A 21,576-nucleotide genomic window follows, 5' to 3' on the forward strand; every position below is an offset into this window, starting at 1 on the left:
TTGATGTTGAATCAACGAGAAAATATTTTGTTTGTCAAACAAAAAACCCGACAGATTTCAAAATCTATCGGGTTTTTTATAATCTACTTTTTAAACTTTATTGTTTCGGGGCAGGTTGCTTTTCTAGCATTTCCAATTCAAAAATAAGCATTGTATTTGGCGGTATTACGCCACCTGCGCCTCTTTCTCCATATGCCAGATTGGATGGAATGAAAACGATTGCTTTATCACCAAATCCCATATTGTCCAATCCTTCAATAAATCCAGGAATCATTCCGTCTTTTTTACCCGCTTCAAATGGGAAGGATTGGTATCCGTTTTGTGCACCACGATTGGCATCAAATTTCCCATAGGCTTTGTTTACATCTTCGTAATTGCTATCAAATAAAGTCCCGTCCTCAAAATACCCCGCGTAGTTGAAATAAAAAGTGGTTCCGTTGGCTGGTTTTATACCAGTTCCTTTCTCAACAATTTTATACGCTAATCCAGATGCTGTTGTCGTAGCTGTTGCTTTTACAGTTGCCAAATATGTTTTTTTTGCCGCAATCACTGGTCCGTATGTTTCCGTATATACTCTTTTAGCTTCTGCCATTAGAGCCGCTTGTTTAGCTTTGTTTTCTGCATTGATGATGTCTTGCTTCTTTTGGTCCTCGGATTTATAATTGAAATAGTCCGTGAACACTTTTGGGGCATCAAATTTTTTGGCTAAAGCGCCTTTTCTATCTATAGTTACTTTGGTAATAACATCATTGGCAGCAATAGCGTTCAACACATTCATACCTTTTGTAACATGACCAAATACAGTATGTTTTCCGTCTAGCCAAGAAGTTTCTTTGTGCGTGATAAAAAACTGACTTCCATTAGTACCTGGTCCAGAATTAGCCATAGACAAAATTCCGGCTTTGTTGTGTTTTAAATCTGTAAATTCATCTTTAAACGCATATCCCGGACCTCCAGAACCGTTTCCAGAGGGATCTCCACCTTGAATCATGAAATCTTTGATGACGCGGTGAAATTTTAAACCATCAAAAAATGGTTTTCCTTTAAGATTTTCTGGAGTTACAAAAGTATTTTTACCTTCTGCTAAAGCGATAAAATTTGCTACTGTTACAGGTGTTTTTGTGTATTCTAATTCTAATACAATATTCCCTTTGTTGGTGGCAATGGTAGCAAAAATTCCTTCTATTACTGCAGGTTTTTTAACCGTTGGTTTAGAAGTCGATTTTACGGTTGTAGCCGTTTTTTTTACAGGCGTCCCTTTTTTTGTAGTTTGAGAATGCAAGTTGAACATTCCCAGAAATAATAAAAACAGAATTTTAGATTTCATTTTGAGTTGTATTTAGATATCACTTTTTAAACTGCTATTGTTGTGGCATTGTTTCCAATAATTCGATTTCGAAAATGATGTTAGCGTTAGGCGGAATCACTCCTCCAGCTCCAGCAGCACCATATCCTAAATTAGAAGGAATAAAAATTACGGCTTTATCGCCAAAAGACAATTGCTCTAGTCCTTCTATGAAACCAGGAATCATGCCATCTTTTCTTCCAGCTTGAAATGGAATAGGTTGATATCCGTTTTGAGCCGCTCTGTTTTCGTCGTATTTTCCAAATGTTTTAGCAACACTTTCGATACTAGCATCAAATAACTCTCCGTCTTCAAGAAAACCAGCGTAGTGTATGAAAACGTTTGCGCCATTTGCGGGCTTCTTGCCACCACTTTTCTTAATGATTGTGTATTGCAATCCAGTTGGTGTTTTAGTAGCTTTGGCTTTTAGAGTGGCAAAATAGGCGATTTTATTTTCGCGAACTTCTTTATATTTTGCGTCGTACATTTTTTTGTTTTCAGCATCAATAGCTGCCTTTTTCTTTTGGTTTTCTGATTCTACTGCAAAATAATCCGTGAAGGTTTTTACTGCATTGAATTTTTTGGCAGCTTCTCCATTTCGGATAATTGTCACTTTATTGATGTAATCATTTTGAACAATAGTATTTACTACATCCATTCCTTTCTCTACTACACGACCAAAAATGGTATGCTTTCCTTCTAACCATGGCGTTGCAACGTGTGTAATAAAAAATTGGCTGCTGTTGGTTGTCGGTCCGTTATTGGCCATAGCCAAAACTCCGCCTTTATCAAATTTCAAATCAGAGAATTCATCTTTAAACTTATAACCAGTGTCGCCAGAACCTGTTCCAAGAGGATCCCCAGTCTGAATCATAAATTCTGGAATCACTCTATGAAATTTTAATCCGTCAAAAAAGGGTTTCCCTTTTAGGTTTTCATTCGTCACAAATTGATTTTTTCCTTCGGCTAATGCCACATAATTGGCAACTGTGATTGGTGCTTTTTCGAAATCTAATTGTACAATAATTTCCCCTTTGTTGGTTTCTATTTTTGCGTACAAACCATCAGGAAGATTGTTGTGTTCTTCTTTACAAGAGTAAAAGGAAGCAATAACGAGGAATGCGAATAGGATGTTTTTTTTCATTTCTTACTTTAATTTTATTGAGTTATGGTGTCTTTAGGCGCAACAGCAGCAGGTGTTTCAGTCTTAATGGCTGGTTTTGCTACAGGTGCTTTCAGTTTTAATTCACTTTCTTTTTTATACAAAATTTCCGATTTGAAATCGCGTAAGGTGACAATACAAATTAAGGGTTGGTTTGTGCCAATTTTTTTATCGTCACCATGATAACCATATCCCATATTTGATGGAAAAAGGAAACGTACTTTTTCATTTTTACGCATTAATTTAATACCATCACGCAATCCCATCATGATATTTTGCTTGTCGACATAATAGATTTGAGGTCTTAATTCTAATTCAGAATAGATTACATTTCCTTTTAAATCTTTGATTTCGTAATCAAAAAAGGCAACATCTCCTTTTTTTGGAGTTAGAGAGTCTAATGTGTTTTTCGTCTCATACGTGTACCAATATCCTTTTTTGGAGGCGATGTATGTTACTTTTGGATCTCCTTTGATCAGGGCCTCAATATTCGTTTCTTCACTGGCTACCAGCTTTTTGTTGCGTTCGATAGATTTTTTCATAAAACTGCCCGAAGTGTGAGACAGCGGCTTTCTAGCATCTTGATGTTGCTTGCAACTTATGATAAAAATGGATAAAAAGCATCCAAACACGATCAACCTACTGCATTTTGACATGTTTTATAGTGTTAGTTTTGTTACTAAATCTTCAAATTTACGTATAGTTTCTTCCATCGATACTTCTGATTTTCCGCCTGCTGCATTGCGATGGCCGCCACCATTGAAATGATCTCTTGCAAATTGATTGACATCAAAATCACCTTGGGAACGAAACGAAATCTTGATGATTTTTTCTTCTTTATTTTCGATAAATATAGCAGTAAAAATGATTCCTTTTATGCTTAATCCGTAATTTACTATTCCTTCGGTGTCGCCTTTTACATAATCAAATGAATTTAATTCTTCCTGAGTAAGAGTCGTGTATGCCGTGTGATGGGCTGTAAAAACTTTAATATTCTGGAGTGCTCTTCCCAATAATTGTAATCTACTGTAGGAACTATTGTCAAATAATAAAGTCGGAATCTCAGTATTTTCGACACCTAAATCTATTAATTCAGCAATAATTCTGTGCGTTGTTCCAGTGGTTTTTGGAAAACGAAAAGAACCTGAATCGGTAAGAATTCCGGTGTAAATACAGGTTCCAATAGTTTTGTCGATATCACCTTTTTTTCCAAGAAGAGAAATGAAATTGTAAATCATTTCGCAAGTTGAACCAAAGGAAGTGTCAGAATAAGTGAACGTAGCATAATCATCTGGTTTTTGATGATGATCGATCATGATGAATGGCGCTTTTAGGGTCGCTAACAGTTGTTCCATTTCACCAGTTCGGTGCAATGCATTAAAATCTAAAGTAAAAATGATCTCGGCCTCTTCTAGTATTTTAGTACAATTTTCTTTGTCTTTTTCGTATATTTTAACGTTCTCTGATCCTGGCATCCACGCTAGGAAATCAGGGAATTCGTTCGGAGAAACTACCACAGGATGATGGTTGTTTTTTATTAAAAAATGGTATAATCCTAAAGTAGAACCCATGGCGTCTCCGTCTGGACCTCGGTGTGGGATTATAGCAATTTTTTTTGGCGTTGCTAATAACTGCTGAATCGCTTGAATGTCTTGTATTTTCATAGATTGCGAAATTACATTTTTTTAATGTAATGTTGAAATCATTAACAGGAATTTCACGGATTACAAATAATCAGTATCTCCTTTTTTTATTTTTTGATACAAATGAAATTTTGCACCTTTTACTATTTGAGCATTGTAAATCCCGACTGATCCAGAGGTAAAATACGCGATGCAGCAAGCAATACCAACAAAAATACCACTTTCGATCCCAAAAAGCTCTATTCCCATTACGGTACAAGCAATTGGAGTGTGCGTTGCTCCTGCAAAAACAGCGACAAATCCCATTCCAGCCAAAAGTGCTATGGGTAACGGAACTACGAGTGATAGCGCGCTTCCCACTGTAGCGCCTATAAAAAACAATGGCGTTACTTCGCCACCTTTAAATCCTGCTCCGAGTGTGAATCCTGTAAATAGTATTTTTAGAAGAAAATCATACGCCGTATTTGGGTTAGAAAAAGAATCCACAATCACGGGAATTCCTAAACCAATGTACTTTGTTGTACCAATAAAATAGATGGTTATTGCCAATAAAATTCCGCCAACAAAAGGTCGAAGCGGAGGATAGGAAATGTTTTTTGAAAATAGCTGACTCCAAAAATGAGTACTCCTAGAAAATAACATGGCGGTTAGGCCAAAAAGAATACTGGCGGTTAGTATCCAAAATAAAGTGGTAAAACTAATATCTGGGAGTATGGGAATGCTGTATGCGATATGTTTTACGTTCCAAAATTCAACTGTCAAATAAGCAATATAAGCGGTCAAAAAAGATAAAGGAATACTCTTGAAGCTGATTTTGCTAAAAAAAAGTATTTCTAATGCGAACAAAGCGCCCGCTAATGGAGTACCAAAAACGGAAGCGAAACCAGCACTGATGCCAAGAAGGAGAATTGTTTTCCTTTCCGAAGCATCCAGTTTGAAAACATTTGTAAATTGATCGGCAATGGTGCCACCCATTTGCACAGCTGTTCCTTCTCGTCCCGCCGAACCTCCAAAAAGATGTGTGATTAACGTACCAAAAAGTACCAAAGGAGCCATTGTTAAAGGAATCTTTTTTTGCGGATTTTCGTATTCTTCCAGCAACAAATTGTTGCCTTTTGCTACATCTTTGCCCCCGAAATAATAACCGTAACCAATGAGTAAGCCACCTATTGGTAAAAGCCAAATCAGCCAATTATTATGTTCTCTGCAGTTTGTAACCCAATCCAGTGCAATTAGAAAAAAGGCGGATGCGGAACCAGTTGTTATGCCTATTAAAACACTAATGAGAATCCATTTGAGCGACCCCAGCAGTATTTTTGTAACGTTTTCTATGTTCATTACTTTAATGAAAAGGGAGTTTATGCAAAAGTATAAAAATCCTTTGTAGATAAATTATTTTTCAGAAATGACTGCTGTAAATTCAATTTCAACCAGATATTCAGGCCCTACAAGTTGATTGATACCGTAGAAACCTGTAGTTGGTTTTATGTCTTTGAAAAATTGTGAATGAGCTGCAGCAACAGCCTCAAATGTATTGATATTTGTTGTGAATATTCGCGTTCGAATAACATCTTTTATACTTGCATCAAGATCTTCCAAAACTTTTTCGACGCGTTCTAAAATATTTAGTGTTTGGGCATAAGCATCATCAGCTTTCACTTTTTCACCGTCTACAATAGCAACTGTACCTGACACCTCTATTATATTATTAATGCGAACGGCACGACAGTATCCCATTTTATCTTCCCATGGTGAGCCGGTCAATATATTTTCTCTTTTCATTATTTTTGGTTTTAAAAAGTGTTCAGCAAAAAATATATTTTGGCTGTGGCATACTATTTGCAAGTTAGAAAAAAAGTAAAATAAAAACATTAATTTTAGATTAAAATAAAATATAATCGTGAGGATTATTTAGCTGATTAGTTCAATAAAATGTAATATTTTGGGCATTTGAGAGTTATAAATGAAAGTTAAATTGTTACTTGATTTTTGAATAAATACAATTGGTTTTCTATTTTTAAATTTTTACCAGCAAGGATCATCAAATTTTAAGAAGTTATGAAAAGGATTTTATATTTAATGTTATTGGTAGGTATTACTTTGAGTGGATCTGCTCAAAATGAATTTAGTTCAAAATTTAAGCCTATTGCACCAAAAAACAATACTCCTAAAATTAAGAAAGCAATTCCACCTACGGCTGATATTCCTCCCATTAAGACTCCAAATGTATTTAAAAACCCAGAGCTTTTGAATCCAAATCCGAGTCCTTCACTTTCAATAACTCCTGAGAGTAATTTTTCAATGACTCCCAAAAATGAATTTATGAATCCGGGCGATGTCTATCGTGATAAATTAAATAAAAAAGAGGATAAATCTGAAGGTCTTGTGTATCGAAAAAATCAAAACTTAGGAAATTTCAGTACGAGTTCGCTCACCGCAAAAGTGAGATACAGAGACGCTGCTTACGTAGATGGAGATAAGATTCGCGTATACTTGAATGATAAAGTGATTGAATATCAAGTAATTTTAGATAATAATTTTCAAGGTTTTGAAATAGTACTTGAGAAAGGTTTTAACAAGATCGATTTTGAAGCATTGAATCAAGGAAGTTCTGGACCCAATACTGCCGAATTTCAGATCTACGATGATAACGGCGGTCTGATTTCGGCAAGTCAATGGAATCTTGGAACAGGTTTTAAAGCTACAATTGTAGTTACAAAAGAATAATGAATAAAAGCCTAAAATGGATCAGCGGTAACTCTGAATTTCATATCAGCTTTAACCGTAATATCTTGAGCTATACTTTCTTTTAGAACTGCTTCGGTTCTTATTTTATAAGAAGATGCTTTTATATATTTGTCTAAACTTTGATCTGTGCAGATCAAATTTAAAGTGTTGGTTGTTGAATTAATATTTTCTAAATAAGCCAGTTCTATTTCATCATTTGCATCTGTTGAGATAAACAAACGAACCGATTTCAAAAAGCTAAAAGACTTGTCAGTTGGATTTGTAATCGTCAATTTTAATTCGCTAATTTTTACATTTTTTACCAAGTCTGCCTTAGTATTGTTGTTTTCAAAAGTAGAACTAGAATTGGTAGGTATATCTGGGGTAATTACGCTGAAAGCTGTTCCAATAGGGAATCCACTGCTAATTTTAAAAGTAGTTTGATTATCGATTGTAAAAGTCAATAAATCATCAATAGCATTACAGGAAGTTATTAAAAGCATTAAGGTAACAACTGATAAATAAATTTTTGTTCTCATAGAAATGGGGTTTAATTTGCGATGAATTTTTAAAATGGTTGTGCTTTAAAGTACGTAAATATTTTGAATTAGGTTTTTTAGCATACTATAATTTCTTTGATTGAGAATTCAATCTTTACAAAGAAAAAGAATTTTTTTCAGAATTCAATTTTCAAATCAAAATATAAAAAGTATTTTTGCGCATGCAACACAACGTCCTTATTTTAGATTTCGGATCGCAATACACACAGCTTATTGCGCGTAGAGTTCGCGAATTAAATATATTCTGCGAAATATTTCCTTACAATCATTTTCCGAGTGATTTATCCTCTTACAAAGCAGTAATACTAGGTGGAAGCCCTTTTTCTGTTCGGTCAGAAGATGCGCCACATCCAGACTTATCTCAAATTAGAGGGAAACTACCATTACTAGCCGTATGTTACGGAGCACAATACTTAGCTCATTTTAGTGGTGGCGAAGTAGCAGCCTCAAATACCAGAGAGTATGGTAGAGCTAATTTAAATTTCATTAAAGAAAATGAAGTTTTCTTTGAAGGGGTTTCAGAAAATAGCCAAGTTTGGATGAGTCATAGTGATAGCATCAAAGCGCTACCAGCCAATGGAGTAAAATTGGCGAGTACGTATGATGTAGAATTTGCAGCTTACAAAATTGAAGGTGAGGCCACTTATGCAATTCAATACCACCCAGAAGTTTTCCATTCTACGGATGGATCAAAAATGCTGGAAAACTTTTTAGTAAAAATCGCAGAAGTTCCTCAAAATTTCACACCTGGTGCTTTCGTCGAGGAAATGGTAGCAGAATTAAAGGAGAAGTTACAAGACGATAAAGTAGTTCTTGGTCTTTCTGGTGGTGTAGATTCTACTGTTGCGGCAGTTTTGTTGCATCAGGCAATTGGAAAAAATCTATACTGCATTTTTGTAAATAATGGTTTACTTCGCAAAAACGAATTCCAGAATGTATTAGACCAATACAAAGGAATGGGTTTGAATGTAAAAGGAGTAGACGCTGGTGATCGTTTCTTGTCTGAATTGGCGGGAGTAAGTGATCCAGAAACCAAACGCAAAATTATAGGACGCGTTTTTATCGAAGTTTTTGATGATGAATCGCATCTTATTGAAGACGTAAAATGGTTGGCACAAGGAACAATTTATCCAGATGTTATTGAATCTGTTTCTGTAAAAGGACCTTCAGCTACTATAAAATCGCATCACAACGTAGGCGGATTGCCAGATTATATGAAACTTAAAATAGTAGAGCCTTTGCGCATGCTTTTTAAGGATGAAGTACGAAGAGTAGGAGCTTCATTAGGAATTGATCCTGAGCTATTAGGAAGGCATCCTTTTCCTGGGCCAGGATTATCAATTAGAATTCTAGGCGATATTACACCTGAAAAAGTGCAAATTTTGCAAGATGTAGATGCTGTTTTTATTGATGGATTAAAATCTTGGGGATTGTATGATAAAGTGTGGCAAGCAGGAGCAATTTTACTTCCTGTGAATAGTGTAGGTGTTATGGGTGACGAGCGAACTTATGAGAAAGTGATTGCGCTTCGTGCCGTTGAATCTACAGACGGTATGACCGCTGACTGGGTACATTTACCGTACGATTTCTTGATGAAAGTGTCAAACGACATTATCAATAAGGTAAAAGGAGTGAATAGAGTGGTGTATGATATTAGTTCAAAACCGCCAGCAACTATTGAGTGGGAATAAGACTTTAGATTAAAATACAATCTTTAGGTCAACACTTTTTTTACTGTTGGCTATAAAACGGTATCAGATTTTTGGAATAAAATTTGGTACCGTTCGTTATTAAGAATTGAATAATTTATAAATAAAAAGGATGAAATATTTTTTTGCGACTTGTATAATGACTTTGTTTTTTAATTCTAGTGTTTTTTCACAAGAAAAAACGACGACTCATAAAGTGGAGAAAGGGGAGACAATCAGTCAGATTGCGCAAAAGTATAATGTTACTCCGTATGACATCTTTCAATTAAATCCCGATGCACAAAGTGGATTAAAACCCAACAGCGTTTTGTTGATTCCAAAAAACAAAAGCCAACAAAAAGTTGTGGTTCAAAAGAAGCCAGTTGCAAAAATGATTACTCATAATGTCGCTCCAAAAGAGACTTTATATGGTATTGAAAAAAAATATGATGTTTCAGACGAAGCATTAAAAAAAGCAAATCCATTTTTGGAAAAAGAAGGATTGCAAATTGGGCAAACACTTGTTATTCCGACGCAAATTGGTCTGAAAACTTCAAATTCAGTACAAAATCAAGTTGTTTTTCATGACGTTTTACCAAAAGAAACTAAGTATTCAATTGCTAAAAAATACGATATTAGCATTGATGAATTAGAGAAAAAAAATCCTGAGATAGTTGCCAATTTACCAGTTGGTTTCAAATTGATTATTAAAGGGAATCCTTCAACTTCGCTACCAAAAGTAGAGAAAAGTACAGTTAGGGATCCTGCCAAAGAAATGGTACAAGTACTTACTCCAGAACCAAGTCCAAAAATTAAATATATAGAGTATACCGTTAAGCCAAAAGAAACCTTGTTCAGGTTGTCTAAAATGGCTGGATTATCGCAAGAAGAAATGATTGCATTAAATCCTGATTTAGCCAAAGGTGTAGAAGTAGGTATGGTTTTAAGAGTTCCTTCATCAGCGGCTATTCCGCAAGAACCAGAAACTAAAAAGGCTTATATTTCATTGTCAAAACAAAACGGTTTGAATGACAGAAAAAAACTGGTTTTGCTTTTGCCTTTCAACCTTTCAAAAATTGAAGGCGATTCGATTAATTCGACTGCAATGCGTCTAAAAAAAGACAAGTTTTTAAACATGACATTGGATTTTTATGCTGGCGCTTTGATCGCAATTGATTCGGCTAAACAATTAGGACTAGCCATTGATGTGAGTATTTTTGATTCTCAAGAAACTAAAAATAGCTCTAATGTTGCAGCTCTTATAAAAGCTAATAATTTAGAAAATGCCGCTGCTATAATTGGGCCTTTTTATCAAAGTAACGTAGAGAAAACAGCCGAATTACTCAACAGTTACGAAGTGCCGGTGATTTCGCCATTATCAAAGGATACAGGCGCTTCCTTTAGTAATGTGTTGCAAACGATTCCAACAACCACTGTAGTTAAAAATGCGGTATTCGATTTCATGAGAGCTAAAAATGGTAATATAATAGCGGTCGTTGATAAGAAAAAAGGTTCAGTGATACAATTTATTCAAGAAAATCATAAGGACGTTAAGTTTTCAACGCTTACGGCAAATGTTGGTGTATCTGCTGAAAATCTTAAAAGTTTATTTGTTAAAGATCGTATCAATTATGTAGTAATGGAAACAGAAAATACAGGGATGATCAAAGCTACGATGTCTGTTTTGTTGAATGCGATGGCAGCATTTAAGGTACAATTGGTTATTTTAGAACCCAACGAAACATTAGACACTGATGAGATTAATTTTCAGAGCTTGGCCAAATTGAAATTAATGTATCCGTCTGTTACTCGTGAGAACCAATCGACTGAAGCCATGATTTTTGAAAAAGAATTTAAAAGGAAAAATAAAATATATCCGAGCACTTTTGCAACACGCGGATTTGATATCACTTTTGACACGATGATGCGATTGTCGCAAGATAAAAAATACCAAGAAACTATAGAAAGTACAGCAACCGAACAAGTCGATAATAAGTTCGAATTTTATAAAAAAGAAGACGGTGGCTATATTAATAAAGGCGTGTATATTTTATACTACGATACCGATTTAACCATAAAACAAGCCAACTAATGACATCAAAAGTAACGTACTTGGGGGATTTAAGAACTTCATCTATTCACCTACAATCAGGAACTGAAATACTATCGGATGCTCCATTAGACAATAACGGAAAAGGAGCTGCTTTCTCACCAACAGATACAGTTGCGAATGCTTTGGCAAGTTGTATGATGACCGTTATGGGTATAAAAGCTCGTGATTTAGAAGTCGATTTACAGGGTTCTACTGCTGCAGTTACTAAAATCATGAATGCAGATCCAAGGCGTATTGGAGCGATTGATATTTCATTTGAAATGAACGGAGTTATTACTGAAAAGAATAAAATAATTCTAGAAAGAGTTGCCATGACTTGTCCAGTATTTTTAAGTTTGCACCCTGAAATAGAAAAACGCATTAGTTTTAACTGGAAATAAACAGATTTGTATTTCAAGAGATAAGAAACAAGATTCAGCGGTAGTTCTTGTTTCTTGTCTCTTGATTTTTTTCATAAATAATGGAACAAAATCAAAAACAACTTATCAAATTAGCGCATACCAAAATGCCTTTTGGTAAATATGAAGGAAGGTACCTCATTGACTTGCCAGAATACTACGTAGTATGGTATAGTAATAAAGGATTCCCAAAAGGAGAGTTAGGACAACAACTGCAACTCATTTACGAACTGAAACTAAATGGATTAGAGGAATTGATTCGAAATATTAAAAAAAGATACCCAAAACCACTATAAATTAGGAAATCTATACTATTCTGAAGTTAAAATTAGTGTCTGATTGGAAACTTAAATTTCCAAATTATCTCATTTTCAAATTAGCTTTATCTCAATTTATAATTGTATTTTTGCCAAGTTTTTTACACAACTACAACACAAACAACAACAGAATGAATCAAACGAAATATATTTTTGTCACTGGCGGTGTGACTTCTTCCCTAGGGAAAGGAATCATAGCAGCATCATTGGCAAAATTGTTACAAGCAAGAGGATACCGTACAACCATCCAAAAGTTTGACCCCTATATTAATGTAGATCCAGGAACATTAAATCCTTATGAGCACGGAGAATGTTATGTAACTGATGATGGCGCAGAAACCGATTTAGATTTAGGACATTATGAGCGTTTTTTAAATGTTCCAACTTCCCAAGCGAATAATGTTACAACTGGAAGGATATATCTTTCGGTTATTGAAAAAGAAAGAAGAGGAGAATTTCTTGGTAAAACGGTTCAAGTTGTCCCTCATATTACCAACGAAATCAAAGATAGAATGCAATTGCTAGGTAATTCTGGCGATTATGATATTGTGATTACAGAGATAGGTGGAACAGTAGGCGATATAGAATCCCTTCCTTATATTGAATCGGTTCGTCAACTGGTTTGGGAGTTAGGAGAGCATAACGGAATTGTTATTCACCTAACTTTAGTGCCCTATTTAGCTGCTGCAGGTGAGTTGAAAACAAAGCCAACACAGCATTCCGTAAAAACCTTGATGGAAAGCGGTATCAAAGCAGACATTTTAGTTTGTAGAACTGAGCATGAAATTTCAGAGGAATTACGCAACAAATTGGCTTTATTTTGCAATGTGAAAAGGGAAGCTGTTATTCAATCTATTGATGCGTCTACAATATATGAGGTTCCAAATTTAATGTTGGAAGAAGGACTAGATGTAGTGGCTTTAAAAAAATTAGATTTGCCTAAAAAAGCAGCTCCAGATTTAAAGAATTGGAATATTTTCTTGAAGCGATTGAAAAACCCCAAGCATACTGTAAATATTGGTTTGGTTGGGAAATACGTAGAAATGCAAGATTGTTATAAATCAATTTTGGAGGCGTTTATTCATGCAGGAGCTGCCAATGAAACCAAAGTAAATGTAATTTCGATCCATTCAGAACATATTGATGCCAACAACATCAAAGAAAAGTTCTCTAATTTAGACGCGATTCTTGTAGCTCCAGGTTTTGGGGAAAGAGGAATAGAAGGTAAAATAGCTGCTGTACAATACGCTAGAGAAAATAAAGTTCCGTTTTTCGGGATTTGTTTGGGTATGCAAATGGCCATTATAGAGCACGCTAGAAATGTATTGGGGTTTGTAGATGCCAATTCAACAGAAATGAACGAACATACAGCTCATCCGGTTGTAAACCTTATGGAGGAGCAAAAAACAGTTACTGATAAAGGTGGAACTATGCGTCTTGGAGCATGGAAATGTGACATCAAGAAAGAATCATTGGCCTATAAAATATATGGGAAAGAGACTATTTCAGAGCGTCACCGTCACCGTTATGAGTACAACAGCAGTTATGTAGAACAATTGCAAAAAGCAGGATTACAGGCCACTGGGGTAAATCCAGATACCGGATTGGTTGAGATTGTAGAAATTAAAGATCATCCGTTTTTTATAGGAGTGCAATACCATCCAGAATACAAAAGTACCGTTGCCAATCCGCACCCTATTTTTGTTAATTTTGTTGCAGCGGCTGTACAAGCTAAGAAGAAATAATAGGGATGTAGTGAAACATTTACCGAAATTTGGTACTAATAGATTAAACACTTTTAAATATTATAATGGAACAAAAAAAATTTGACCTCAATTCGATTATCGGTTTTGCCTTAATTTTTGGTATTTTAGTTTTTATCATGTACCAAAACCAACCGGATCCAAAAGTGGTTGCAGCTGAAAAAGCTCAAAAAGAGTTACAGATTAAAACAGCAAAAGCCAAGGCTATAGAAGCAAAAATTGTTGAAAAAGCAGCTATTGCTGTAGCAGCAACTGGAGATTCTACCCAATTAGCCCAATTGCAAAAAACATTAGGAAATTTTGCTTATTCTGCTACCCTGCCTTCTGCAAAAGCCGGAATGACTACTATCGAAAATGAATTGATAAAATTAACAATAGCCAACAAAGGAGGTTATATTGTTGAAGCTACTTTAAAAAAATTCGAAAAATTCAAAAAGGGTTCGGGTCAGTTAGTTCAACTGATAAAAGATAATAATGCGAACTTAAACGTACAATTACTCACTTCAGATAATCGTACTTTAAATACTAAAGATTTGTATTTTGAGCCATCATTAACAAAAATTGGTTCAGACCAAGTTTTGTCTATGAAATTAAAGGCTGGAGCCAATGAGTTCTTAGAGTACAAATATATTTTGAAACCAAATGATTACATGATTGGTTTTGATATTCGTTCACAAGGATTGAATAAAGTACTGAATACGGCTAAACCATTAGATCTAGAATGGAACCTAAAAGCAAATAGAAATGAAAAAAGTATTTCATACGAAAATAAATATACTGAAATATATTTTGAGCACAAAGACGGTAAAGTAGACTATGCCGGACTTGGAGCTTCTGAGAATGAGTTACTTGAAAAACCAACATTTATAGCTTTCAAACAGCATTTTTTCTCTACTATATTAGTTTCCAAAACTCCATTTGAAAACGCGCAAGTAACATCAACTAACTTGATGAATGATGAAAAAGTAGATACAACATTTACTAAATCATTTAAAGCAAATATTCCTTTAGCTTTTACTAATGGTGAAATTGATCATAAATTAAGTTGGTACATGGGGCCATCTGATTTTAAAACATTGGCTAGTTATGATTTAAATTTAGAGAAAATTGTAACTTTAGGTTGGGGAATAATCGGGTGGATCAACCGTTTTATATTTGTACCATTATTTGGTTTCTTAGGATCGTATATTGCTTATGGTATTGCAATTATTATTTTTACAATACTGATAAAATTGGCCATGTCACCAATAACTTTCAAATCATTCTTGTCTCAAGCAAAAATGAAGTTATTGCGTCCAGAAATTGCAGAATTGGGTGAAAAATTCAAGAAAGATCCCATGAAAAAGCAACAAGAAACAATGAAATTATACAACAAAGCAGGAGTTAATCCTATGGCTGGTTGTATACCTGCATTGATTCAAATGCCTTTTTTGATGGCTTCGTTTCAGTTTTTTCCATCCGCATTTGAGTTGAGACATAAAAGTTTTCTTTGGGCAGATGACCTTTCCTCTTTTGATGAAATTGTAAAATTGCCTTTTTACATTCCTTTTTATGGAAATCATATCAGTTTGTTTCCTATTCTGGCTGCAATCGCTATTTTCTTTTATATGAAAATGACATCTGGAGATCAACAAATGGCTGCTCCACAACAAGAGGGAATGCCAGATATGGCAAAAATGATGAAAATAATGATTTATGTTTCACCCATAATGATGTTGTTTTTCTTTAATAGTTACGGTGCTGGATTGAGTTTGTATAACTTCATTTCAAATTTGATTACTATCGGAATTATGATTGTCATCAAAAGGTACTTTATCGACAGTGATAAGATTCACGCTCAAATTCAAGAAAATAAGTTGAAAGAGCCGAAAAAACAAGGTAAATTCCAGAAAAAACTACAAGAAGTGATGGAACAAGCTGAAGCTCAAAAAGCACAGCAAAAGAAAAAGTAATTCCTATACAAGCTCTCAGAAATGAGAGCTTTTTTTTTGTTTACATAATTCAAATTAACAGTTATAGTCTTCGTATGTATCGCTGCTAAGGATTTGAACTCTACTTTTAAATAAGTAAATTTATATATGTAGTGAATTGAGATTTGTATCAGGAATACAACAGTGTTACAGTGTCCTTTATAGTTGTATCCGTACTCTTTGTAAATAATTTGTAAATTTGCTAAAATAAAAATGTAAATTATCAGTTTCATAAGTATGTTCAAACACTAAGTAATAATGAAAAAACACCACATTAATTTTATTGTCCTTTTAGCTGTAATGTTTTTTAGCCAAAATATTTTAGCCCAAACCGAATTCAACAAGTTGGATATAAACGGAAAAAAGCATGGACTCTGGAAAGGCGTTTTTGAGGAATCAAAAAGACCTCGATACGAAGGGGCGTTTGATCATGGTAAGGAAATAGGGATTTTTAGTTTTTATGATGATACAAAAGCCAGATCTATCATAGCTACCAGGGAATTTAATGCAAAAGACAATTCAGCCTACACAATTTTTTATGATCAAAATAAAAATAAAGTTAGTGAGGGTAAAGTAGTTAATAAATTATTTGAAGGACTGTGGAAATACTACCACGAGGCTTCAAAAAATATAATGACTACGGAGAATTATAGTAAGGGTAAGCTCGATGGATTGCGTACCGTTTTTTATATTAGCGGTAAGGTTGCTGAAGAAATAAATTATAAAAATAATTTGAAAAATGGTTTTTACAAAAAATATACTGAAAAAGGGGTTGTTCTAGAAGAGTCGATTTTTAAGAATAATATTTACAATGGTTTAGCTATTTTCAGCGATGGAAATGGCAATATTGTTTCAAAAGGACAATTTGTAAATGGCAAAAAATCAGGTGTTTGGCAGTTTTTTGAAAAAGGAAAATTAGTCAAAGAAACGAATATGAGTTTTCCTGAAAATGCAACAAAATCCGAAAATAAATAACGATATTCTTAACAAGTTCTGTTGTAAATGTTTTGTAACTTTGCCTCCTTATAAAATTGTAATTTTTTAAAGATGAAGCGTGTAGTTGTAGGACTTTCTGGAGGTGTAGATTCAAGTGTTGCAGCGTACTTATTGCAGCAACAAGGGTATGAAGTTATTGGACTTTTTATGAAAAATTGGCATGATGATTCGGTAACGATTTCAAATGAATGCCCATGGCTCGAGGACAGTAACGATGCCTTATTGGTGGCCGAAAAATTAGGAATTCCTTTCCAAACGGTTGATTTAAGTGAAGAATACCAAGAGAAAATCGTTGACTATATGTTTAGCGAATATGAAAAAGGGCGTACTCCAAATCCTGACGTTCTTTGTAACCGTGAAATAAAATTTGAAGTTTTTATGAAAATTGCATTAAGTCTTGGAGCTGATTTTGTAGCTACAGGGCATTATTGTCAAAAAAGTGAAATAGAAGTTAATGGAGAAACGGTTTATCAACTTAAAGCAGGTGCAGATTCTAATAAAGATCAATCTTATTTTCTATGTCAATTGTCACAAGAGCAATTAGCGAAATCTCTGTTTCCTATTGGGGCATTAACCAAGCCTGAGGTTCGAGAAATAGCAACTGAAATGGAGCTAATCACTGCAGAAAAGAAAGATTCGCAAGGTTTGTGTTTTATTGGAAAAGTACGTTTGCCAGAGTTTTTACAGCAAAAACTGCAACCCAAAGAAGGCTTAATCATTCAAATCGATAAAAATGATTCGGTTTACAATACTGAAATACCCACAGATTTATCAATTGAAGAAGAGCTAAAAGTGGTTGCTGCTCCAATACTTTATACTCCGCAAATGGGTAAAGTAGTTGGAAAACATCAAGGAGCGCATTATTTTACGACTGGACAACGCAAAGGCTTAAATGTGGGTGGAACAACTGACCCCTTGTTTATTATCGCTACCGATGTTGATACCAATACAATTTATACGGGATTAACGAGCCAGCATCCTGGACTTTTCAAAAAAGCCTTATTTATTGATAAAGCAGAGGTGCATTGGATTCGAAAAGATTTATCTTTACTCAATGGAGCAACAATGCAGGTAATTGCAAGGATTCGCTACAGGCAGCCATTGCAGCGTGCTACTTTGCATCAATTTGAAAATGGGATGTACGTAGCTTTTGATGAACCACAATCTGCAATAACCAAAGGGCAATTTGTAGCTTGGTATTTAGGGGAAGAATTAGTTGGATCAGGAGTAATTTCTTAATGTAGTGTTTCATTAAAGATAAGATCTAAGAATAGATTTTTTTGAAATTTAGTAAATTAAATGAGGTTTAAAAATAATCAGGTATTCGCATTTATCAGCTGAATCCACTTAACAAATTTAAATATGAAAAAATTTTACCTTTATCTTTTTTTACTATTGAGTGCAACTGGTTTTTCGCAACAAGATGCTTGGGTTTATTTTAACGGCAAACCTAATTCTCAAACGTTTACTTCTGATCCATTAAAAATGCTATCTCAAAGAGCGTTGGATCGAAGAACCAACCAAAATATACCATTAGATTTAAAAGATGTTCCTGTAGAGTTAACATATATTAGTCAGGTAAAAAATGCTTCGGGGATAACAGTTATGGCAAAATCGAGGTGGCTGAATGCGCTCCATATTCGAGGATCTCAAGCTAATATTAATGCCTTAGCTTCGTTACCTTTTGTTAGTAAAGTTGATTTTGCGGATAAATCATTAAACCAAACTGCAAGAATAGCAAAGAATTCAAAAACTCAAAAGGTAAATAAAGTACAGAAAATAAAGATTGACTACGCCTACGGTTCTTCATCGAATCAAATTCAGATGCTCAACGGACAAGCTTTGCACCAACAAAACTATACAGGCTCGGGTAAAATTATCGCAGTAATGGATGGTGGTTTTCCCGGTGTAAATACAGCACAGCCTTTTCAGAGATTACGAATCAATAATCAGATTTTGGGTGGTTATAATTATGTAGCACGAAATCCAAATGTGTATACTGCAGATTCACATGGAACTTTAGTGCTTTCTACAATGGGAGGCTACAAGGAAAATTCATTAGTGGGTACTGCGCCAGATGCTTCTTATTATTTATTTATTACAGAAGATGTTGCCTCAGAAAATCCTGTCGAAGAATCACTTTGGGTTGAAGCAGCAGAAAGAGCAGATAGTTTAGGAGTCGATATTATCAATACCTCTTTGGGGTATTTTGAATTTGATAATAAAGCGTACAATCACACGTATAACGAAATGAATGGAAGCACTGCTTTTATGACCCGTGGATCAGAAGTTGCATTCAGTAGAGGTATGTTGTTAGTCACTTCTGCTGGAAATTCAGGTAACTCTTCTAATCCTTATATTGGAGTTCCTGCAGATGGTATTTCAGTATTAGCCATAGGTGCTGTGAATTCTATAGAAGTTTTAACTTCATTTAGTTCGAGAGGTCCTTCTTTTGATGGAAGAATTAAACCCGATATCATGGCTCAAGGACAAGCAGCTGTAGTCTCAGATCCGGCTGGAAATATTGTAACGGCCGATGGAACTTCTTTTTCTAGTCCAATCATGGCGGGAATGGTTGCTTGTTTGTGGCAGGCCTTTCCTCAAAAAACAAATAAAGAAATTAGAGAGTTAATTGTGAAGGCATCAGATAGATTTTCTGCGCCCAATAATCAATATGGCTATGGTATACCTGATTTTGCTTTGGCTGTTCGTAATCAATTAGCAATCGAATCAAATAATGATGATGATTTTGTAGTGTATCCTAATCCAGCTAGTGATACTATTTCGTTTGCATTACCTGCAAAATTTACAAACGGAATACTTGGTATTTACTCTATTTTAGGACAAAAAGTATTGGAGCAAAATATCACTCCAGGAACAGCAACTATTTCTTTGAAATCGTTACAAGAAGGGTTGTATTTTTATATTTTGGAAACGGATGGTTTTTCAAAAAAAGGAAAAATAATTAAAAAATCATAGTTCAATTTGTTCATGAATAAAATCACAACACTTTTTAAGATTAAATATCCAATTGTCCAAGGCGGAATGATTTGGAATAGTGGTTATAAACTAGCCAGTGCAGTAAGTAATGCTGGAGGTTTAGGCTTGATTGGTGCAGGTTCTATGTATCCCGAAGTATTGCGCGAACACATTCAAAAATGTAAAAAGGCCACCTCAAAACCTTTTGGTGTAAACGTTCCGATGTTGTATCCCAATATCGAAGAAATCATGAAAATTATCGTTGATGAAGGTGTAAAGATTGTTTTCACATCGGCAGGAAACCCAAAAACATGGACAGCTTACTTGAAAGAAAATGGCATAACTGTTGTTCATGTAGTTAGTAGCTCTGTTTTTGCATTAAAAGCTCAAGATGCAGGAGTCGACGCAATTGTTGCTGAGGGTTTTGAAGCTGGAGGCCATAATGGAAGAGAGGAAACTACTACCCTTGCTTTAATTCCGATAGTGAAAGAAAAAATTACAATTCCCTTAATAGCCGCAGGAGGTATTGCGACTGGACGCGCAATGCTGGCCACTATGATTTTAGGAGCTGATGGAGTTCAGGTAGGGAGTAGATTTGCAGCATCGATTGAATCTTCGGCACATGATAATTTCAAGGAAACAATTCTTAATGTTAAAGAGGGCGATACTCAATTGACTTTAAAAGAGCTTGCTCCAGTTCGCTTAATTAAAAATAAATTTTATCAGGATGTGCAGCAATTGTATGAAAAAGGGCCGAGTAAAGAGGAATTACTAGAATTATTAGGAAGAGCAAGAGCAAAACGCGGTATGTTTGAGGGTGATTTAATCGAAGGAGAGTTAGAGATTGGTCAAGTAGCAGGATTAATTCATGATATTAAATCAGCCGCTTCAATTATAGAGGAAATGATAACTGATTTTGAATCAGCTAAGAGAGAGGTGAATAATTTTGATTTTTAATAAATGACGAAAGCTAAAATATATATCGGATTTTTGTTTTTACTAATGGGATTACAGCAATCTTATGGGCAAAATTATAAGTTTAAAACCACCGGCTTTAGTGTTTTAGAAAAAACAGAAAAAGGGAAATGGGGTAAATGGACTGATTTAGATTTGGTTAACATTTTAGTCTCTTTGGATACTAATAAAAATAGAATTGTAGTCTATTCTCAGATTATTCAATTATTTGAAATCATAGATTATCAGCCTATAGAAGAGAATGATACCGACATTGTGTATTCGTTTACTTGCAAAGACAATGAAGGCCTAGATTGTACCGTTTCTATCATTACTAGAAAAAAACAAGAAAATAGGAAGCAATTGTATATCAATTATGAAGATCGGATTATTGTATATAATATTTTTAATGTGTAGTGATTTGGATGAAAAACGCTTCAATTTGATTAGTAAAATCGTTCAAATTGAAGCATTTTTATTAAATATTAATTTCTATAGAGTTTGTAATTTAAAGCTTTTCAATATCTTTTATAAAATCATCATACTCTAAATAAAACAATTCCAGAGCATTCATTTTTTCATAATAAAAGGCAAATATTTCATCCCAGTAATTGCGATTACTAACTCCGACTCCTAGTTTTTCAACCCAAATTCTGCTAATTGTTTTGCCGCTTTCTAGTGTATGTTCTTTTTCGAAAACTAAATCTTTGATAAATTCTTCTTCCAAAATGTTTTTTAACGCTTCGAGTTTTTCAAAATAAGCAATTCTTTTTTCGTCATTGCGATGCTCAATATCGATTAACACTTGCGCTTTTTTATTGTCAACATAAAATTTAAAAGAAAAATCTTTTACTTTAGTGTCGTATAGAACCCATTTTCTGGGATATTTTTCTGCAAATTCTATCCAGAATTCTCTTTTTAATCGCTGTGTTTCTTCTTTACTGTACATTTGTGATAACTT

General features: G+C 34.5%; 20 protein-coding genes. 12 read left to right on the forward strand and 8 right to left on the reverse strand.

All coding sequences use genetic code 11. The features are described 5' to 3' along the window. Positions 1 to 97: 97 nt before the first annotated feature. From ACNQGB_RS08375 to ACNQGB_RS08400, 6 genes are read right to left on the reverse strand one after another with little or no spacing between them, the layout of a single operon-like run. Complete coding sequence (locus ACNQGB_RS08375; protein WP_417946846.1) at positions 98 to 1,327, reverse strand: peptidylprolyl isomerase; 1,230 nt, start codon at positions 1,325 to 1,327, stop codon at positions 98 to 100. A 34-nt stretch (positions 1,328 to 1,361) separates the two neighbouring features. Next, positions 1,362 to 2,489, reverse strand: coding sequence for a peptidylprolyl isomerase (locus tag ACNQGB_RS08380; protein WP_417946848.1), 1,128 nt, complete (start codon positions 2,487 to 2,489; stop codon positions 1,362 to 1,364). Positions 2,490 to 2,503: 14 nt separating this feature from the next. After that, positions 2,504 to 3,163, reverse strand: coding sequence for a gliding motility-associated peptidyl-prolyl isomerase GldI (gene gldI, locus ACNQGB_RS08385; protein WP_417946850.1), 660 nt, complete (start codon positions 3,161 to 3,163; stop codon positions 2,504 to 2,506). Between the two features lie 3 nt (positions 3,164 to 3,166). Continuing rightward, positions 3,167 to 4,171, reverse strand: a complete 1,005-nt coding sequence (locus tag ACNQGB_RS08390; protein WP_417946851.1) for a DHH family phosphoesterase — start codon at positions 4,169 to 4,171, stop codon at positions 3,167 to 3,169. A gap of 60 nt (positions 4,172 to 4,231) precedes the next feature. Further along, on the reverse strand, positions 4,232 to 5,488 hold the full coding sequence (locus ACNQGB_RS08395; RefSeq protein WP_417946853.1) for a voltage-gated chloride channel family protein: 1,257 nt from the start codon (positions 5,486 to 5,488) through the stop codon (positions 4,232 to 4,234). Between the two features lie 54 nt (positions 5,489 to 5,542). Next, positions 5,543 to 5,932: a RidA family protein gene (locus ACNQGB_RS08400; RefSeq protein ID WP_417946855.1), complete on the reverse strand. Its 390-nt coding sequence runs from the start codon at positions 5,930 to 5,932 to the stop codon at positions 5,543 to 5,545. A 276-nt stretch (positions 5,933 to 6,208) separates the two neighbouring features. On the opposite strand from ACNQGB_RS08400, the gene ACNQGB_RS08405 reads away from it, so the two are divergent. Then, positions 6,209 to 6,877, forward strand: coding sequence for a hypothetical protein (locus tag ACNQGB_RS08405; protein ID WP_417946857.1), 669 nt, complete (start codon positions 6,209 to 6,211; stop codon positions 6,875 to 6,877). An 11-nt stretch (positions 6,878 to 6,888) separates the two neighbouring features. On the opposite strand, the gene ACNQGB_RS08410 is transcribed toward ACNQGB_RS08405, so the two are convergent. Then, complete coding sequence (locus ACNQGB_RS08410; RefSeq protein ID WP_417946114.1) at positions 6,889 to 7,416, reverse strand: hypothetical protein; 528 nt, start codon at positions 7,414 to 7,416, stop codon at positions 6,889 to 6,891. Between the two features lie 182 nt (positions 7,417 to 7,598). On the opposite strand from ACNQGB_RS08410, the gene guaA reads away from it, so the two are divergent. The 11 genes from guaA to ACNQGB_RS08465 all read left to right on the forward strand — a co-directional run bounded on the left by guaA (position 7,599) and on the right by ACNQGB_RS08465 (position 21,032). Beyond that, complete coding sequence (guaA, locus tag ACNQGB_RS08415; RefSeq protein WP_417946112.1) at positions 7,599 to 9,128, forward strand: glutamine-hydrolyzing GMP synthase; 1,530 nt, start codon at positions 7,599 to 7,601, stop codon at positions 9,126 to 9,128. Positions 9,129 to 9,258: 130 nt separating this feature from the next. Then, positions 9,259 to 11,217 (forward strand): amino acid ABC transporter substrate-binding protein, encoded by a 1,959-nt coding sequence (locus ACNQGB_RS08420; RefSeq protein WP_417946110.1) that lies wholly within the window; start codon positions 9,259 to 9,261, stop codon positions 11,215 to 11,217. Further along, positions 11,217 to 11,618, forward strand: coding sequence for an OsmC family protein (locus ACNQGB_RS08425; protein WP_417946108.1), 402 nt, complete (start codon positions 11,217 to 11,219; stop codon positions 11,616 to 11,618). Before ACNQGB_RS08420 ends, ACNQGB_RS08425 begins: the two co-directional genes overlap by 1 nt. An 80-nt stretch (positions 11,619 to 11,698) precedes the next feature. Next, complete coding sequence (locus ACNQGB_RS08430) at positions 11,699 to 11,932, forward strand: DUF3820 family protein (protein WP_309757516.1); 234 nt, start codon at positions 11,699 to 11,701, stop codon at positions 11,930 to 11,932. Between the two features lie 152 nt (positions 11,933 to 12,084). Further along, positions 12,085 to 13,698, forward strand: coding sequence for a CTP synthase (locus ACNQGB_RS08435; protein ID WP_417946106.1), 1,614 nt, complete (start codon positions 12,085 to 12,087; stop codon positions 13,696 to 13,698). Between the two features lie 65 nt (positions 13,699 to 13,763). Beyond that, complete coding sequence (gene yidC / locus ACNQGB_RS08440) at positions 13,764 to 15,668, forward strand: membrane protein insertase YidC (RefSeq protein ID WP_417946104.1); 1,905 nt, start codon at positions 13,764 to 13,766, stop codon at positions 15,666 to 15,668. A gap of 276 nt (positions 15,669 to 15,944) precedes the next feature. Next, positions 15,945 to 16,661 (forward strand): toxin-antitoxin system YwqK family antitoxin, encoded by a 717-nt coding sequence (locus tag ACNQGB_RS08445; RefSeq protein WP_417946102.1) that lies wholly within the window; start codon positions 15,945 to 15,947, stop codon positions 16,659 to 16,661. Between the two features lie 72 nt (positions 16,662 to 16,733). Further along, complete coding sequence (mnmA, locus tag ACNQGB_RS08450) at positions 16,734 to 17,921, forward strand: tRNA 2-thiouridine(34) synthase MnmA (protein ID WP_417946101.1); 1,188 nt, start codon at positions 16,734 to 16,736, stop codon at positions 17,919 to 17,921. A gap of 123 nt (positions 17,922 to 18,044) precedes the next feature. Next, the gene (locus ACNQGB_RS08455) at positions 18,045 to 19,661 is read left to right on the forward strand and encodes a S8 family peptidase (RefSeq protein WP_417946099.1); all 1,617 of its coding nucleotides are present in this window, start codon (positions 18,045 to 18,047) and stop codon (positions 19,659 to 19,661) included. Between the two features lie 12 nt (positions 19,662 to 19,673). Then, positions 19,674 to 20,618 carry an NAD(P)H-dependent flavin oxidoreductase gene (locus ACNQGB_RS08460; RefSeq protein ID WP_417946097.1) on the forward strand — a complete coding sequence of 315 codons (945 nt, stop codon included), beginning with the start codon at positions 19,674 to 19,676 and terminating at the stop codon, positions 20,616 to 20,618. Between the two features lie 3 nt (positions 20,619 to 20,621). Further along, entirely contained in the window at positions 20,622 to 21,032 is a 411-nt protein-coding gene (locus ACNQGB_RS08465) for a hypothetical protein (protein WP_417946095.1), read from the forward strand. 91 nt (positions 21,033 to 21,123) lie between these two features. On the opposite strand, the gene ACNQGB_RS08470 is transcribed toward ACNQGB_RS08465, so the two are convergent. After that, the gene (locus tag ACNQGB_RS08470; RefSeq protein ID WP_417946093.1) at positions 21,124 to 21,564 is read right to left on the reverse strand and encodes a DUF4268 domain-containing protein; all 441 of its coding nucleotides are present in this window, start codon (positions 21,562 to 21,564) and stop codon (positions 21,124 to 21,126) included. Between the last annotated feature and the right edge of the window lie 12 nt (positions 21,565 to 21,576).

The sequence above is a fragment of the Flavobacterium frigidum genome (assembly GCF_048286795.2).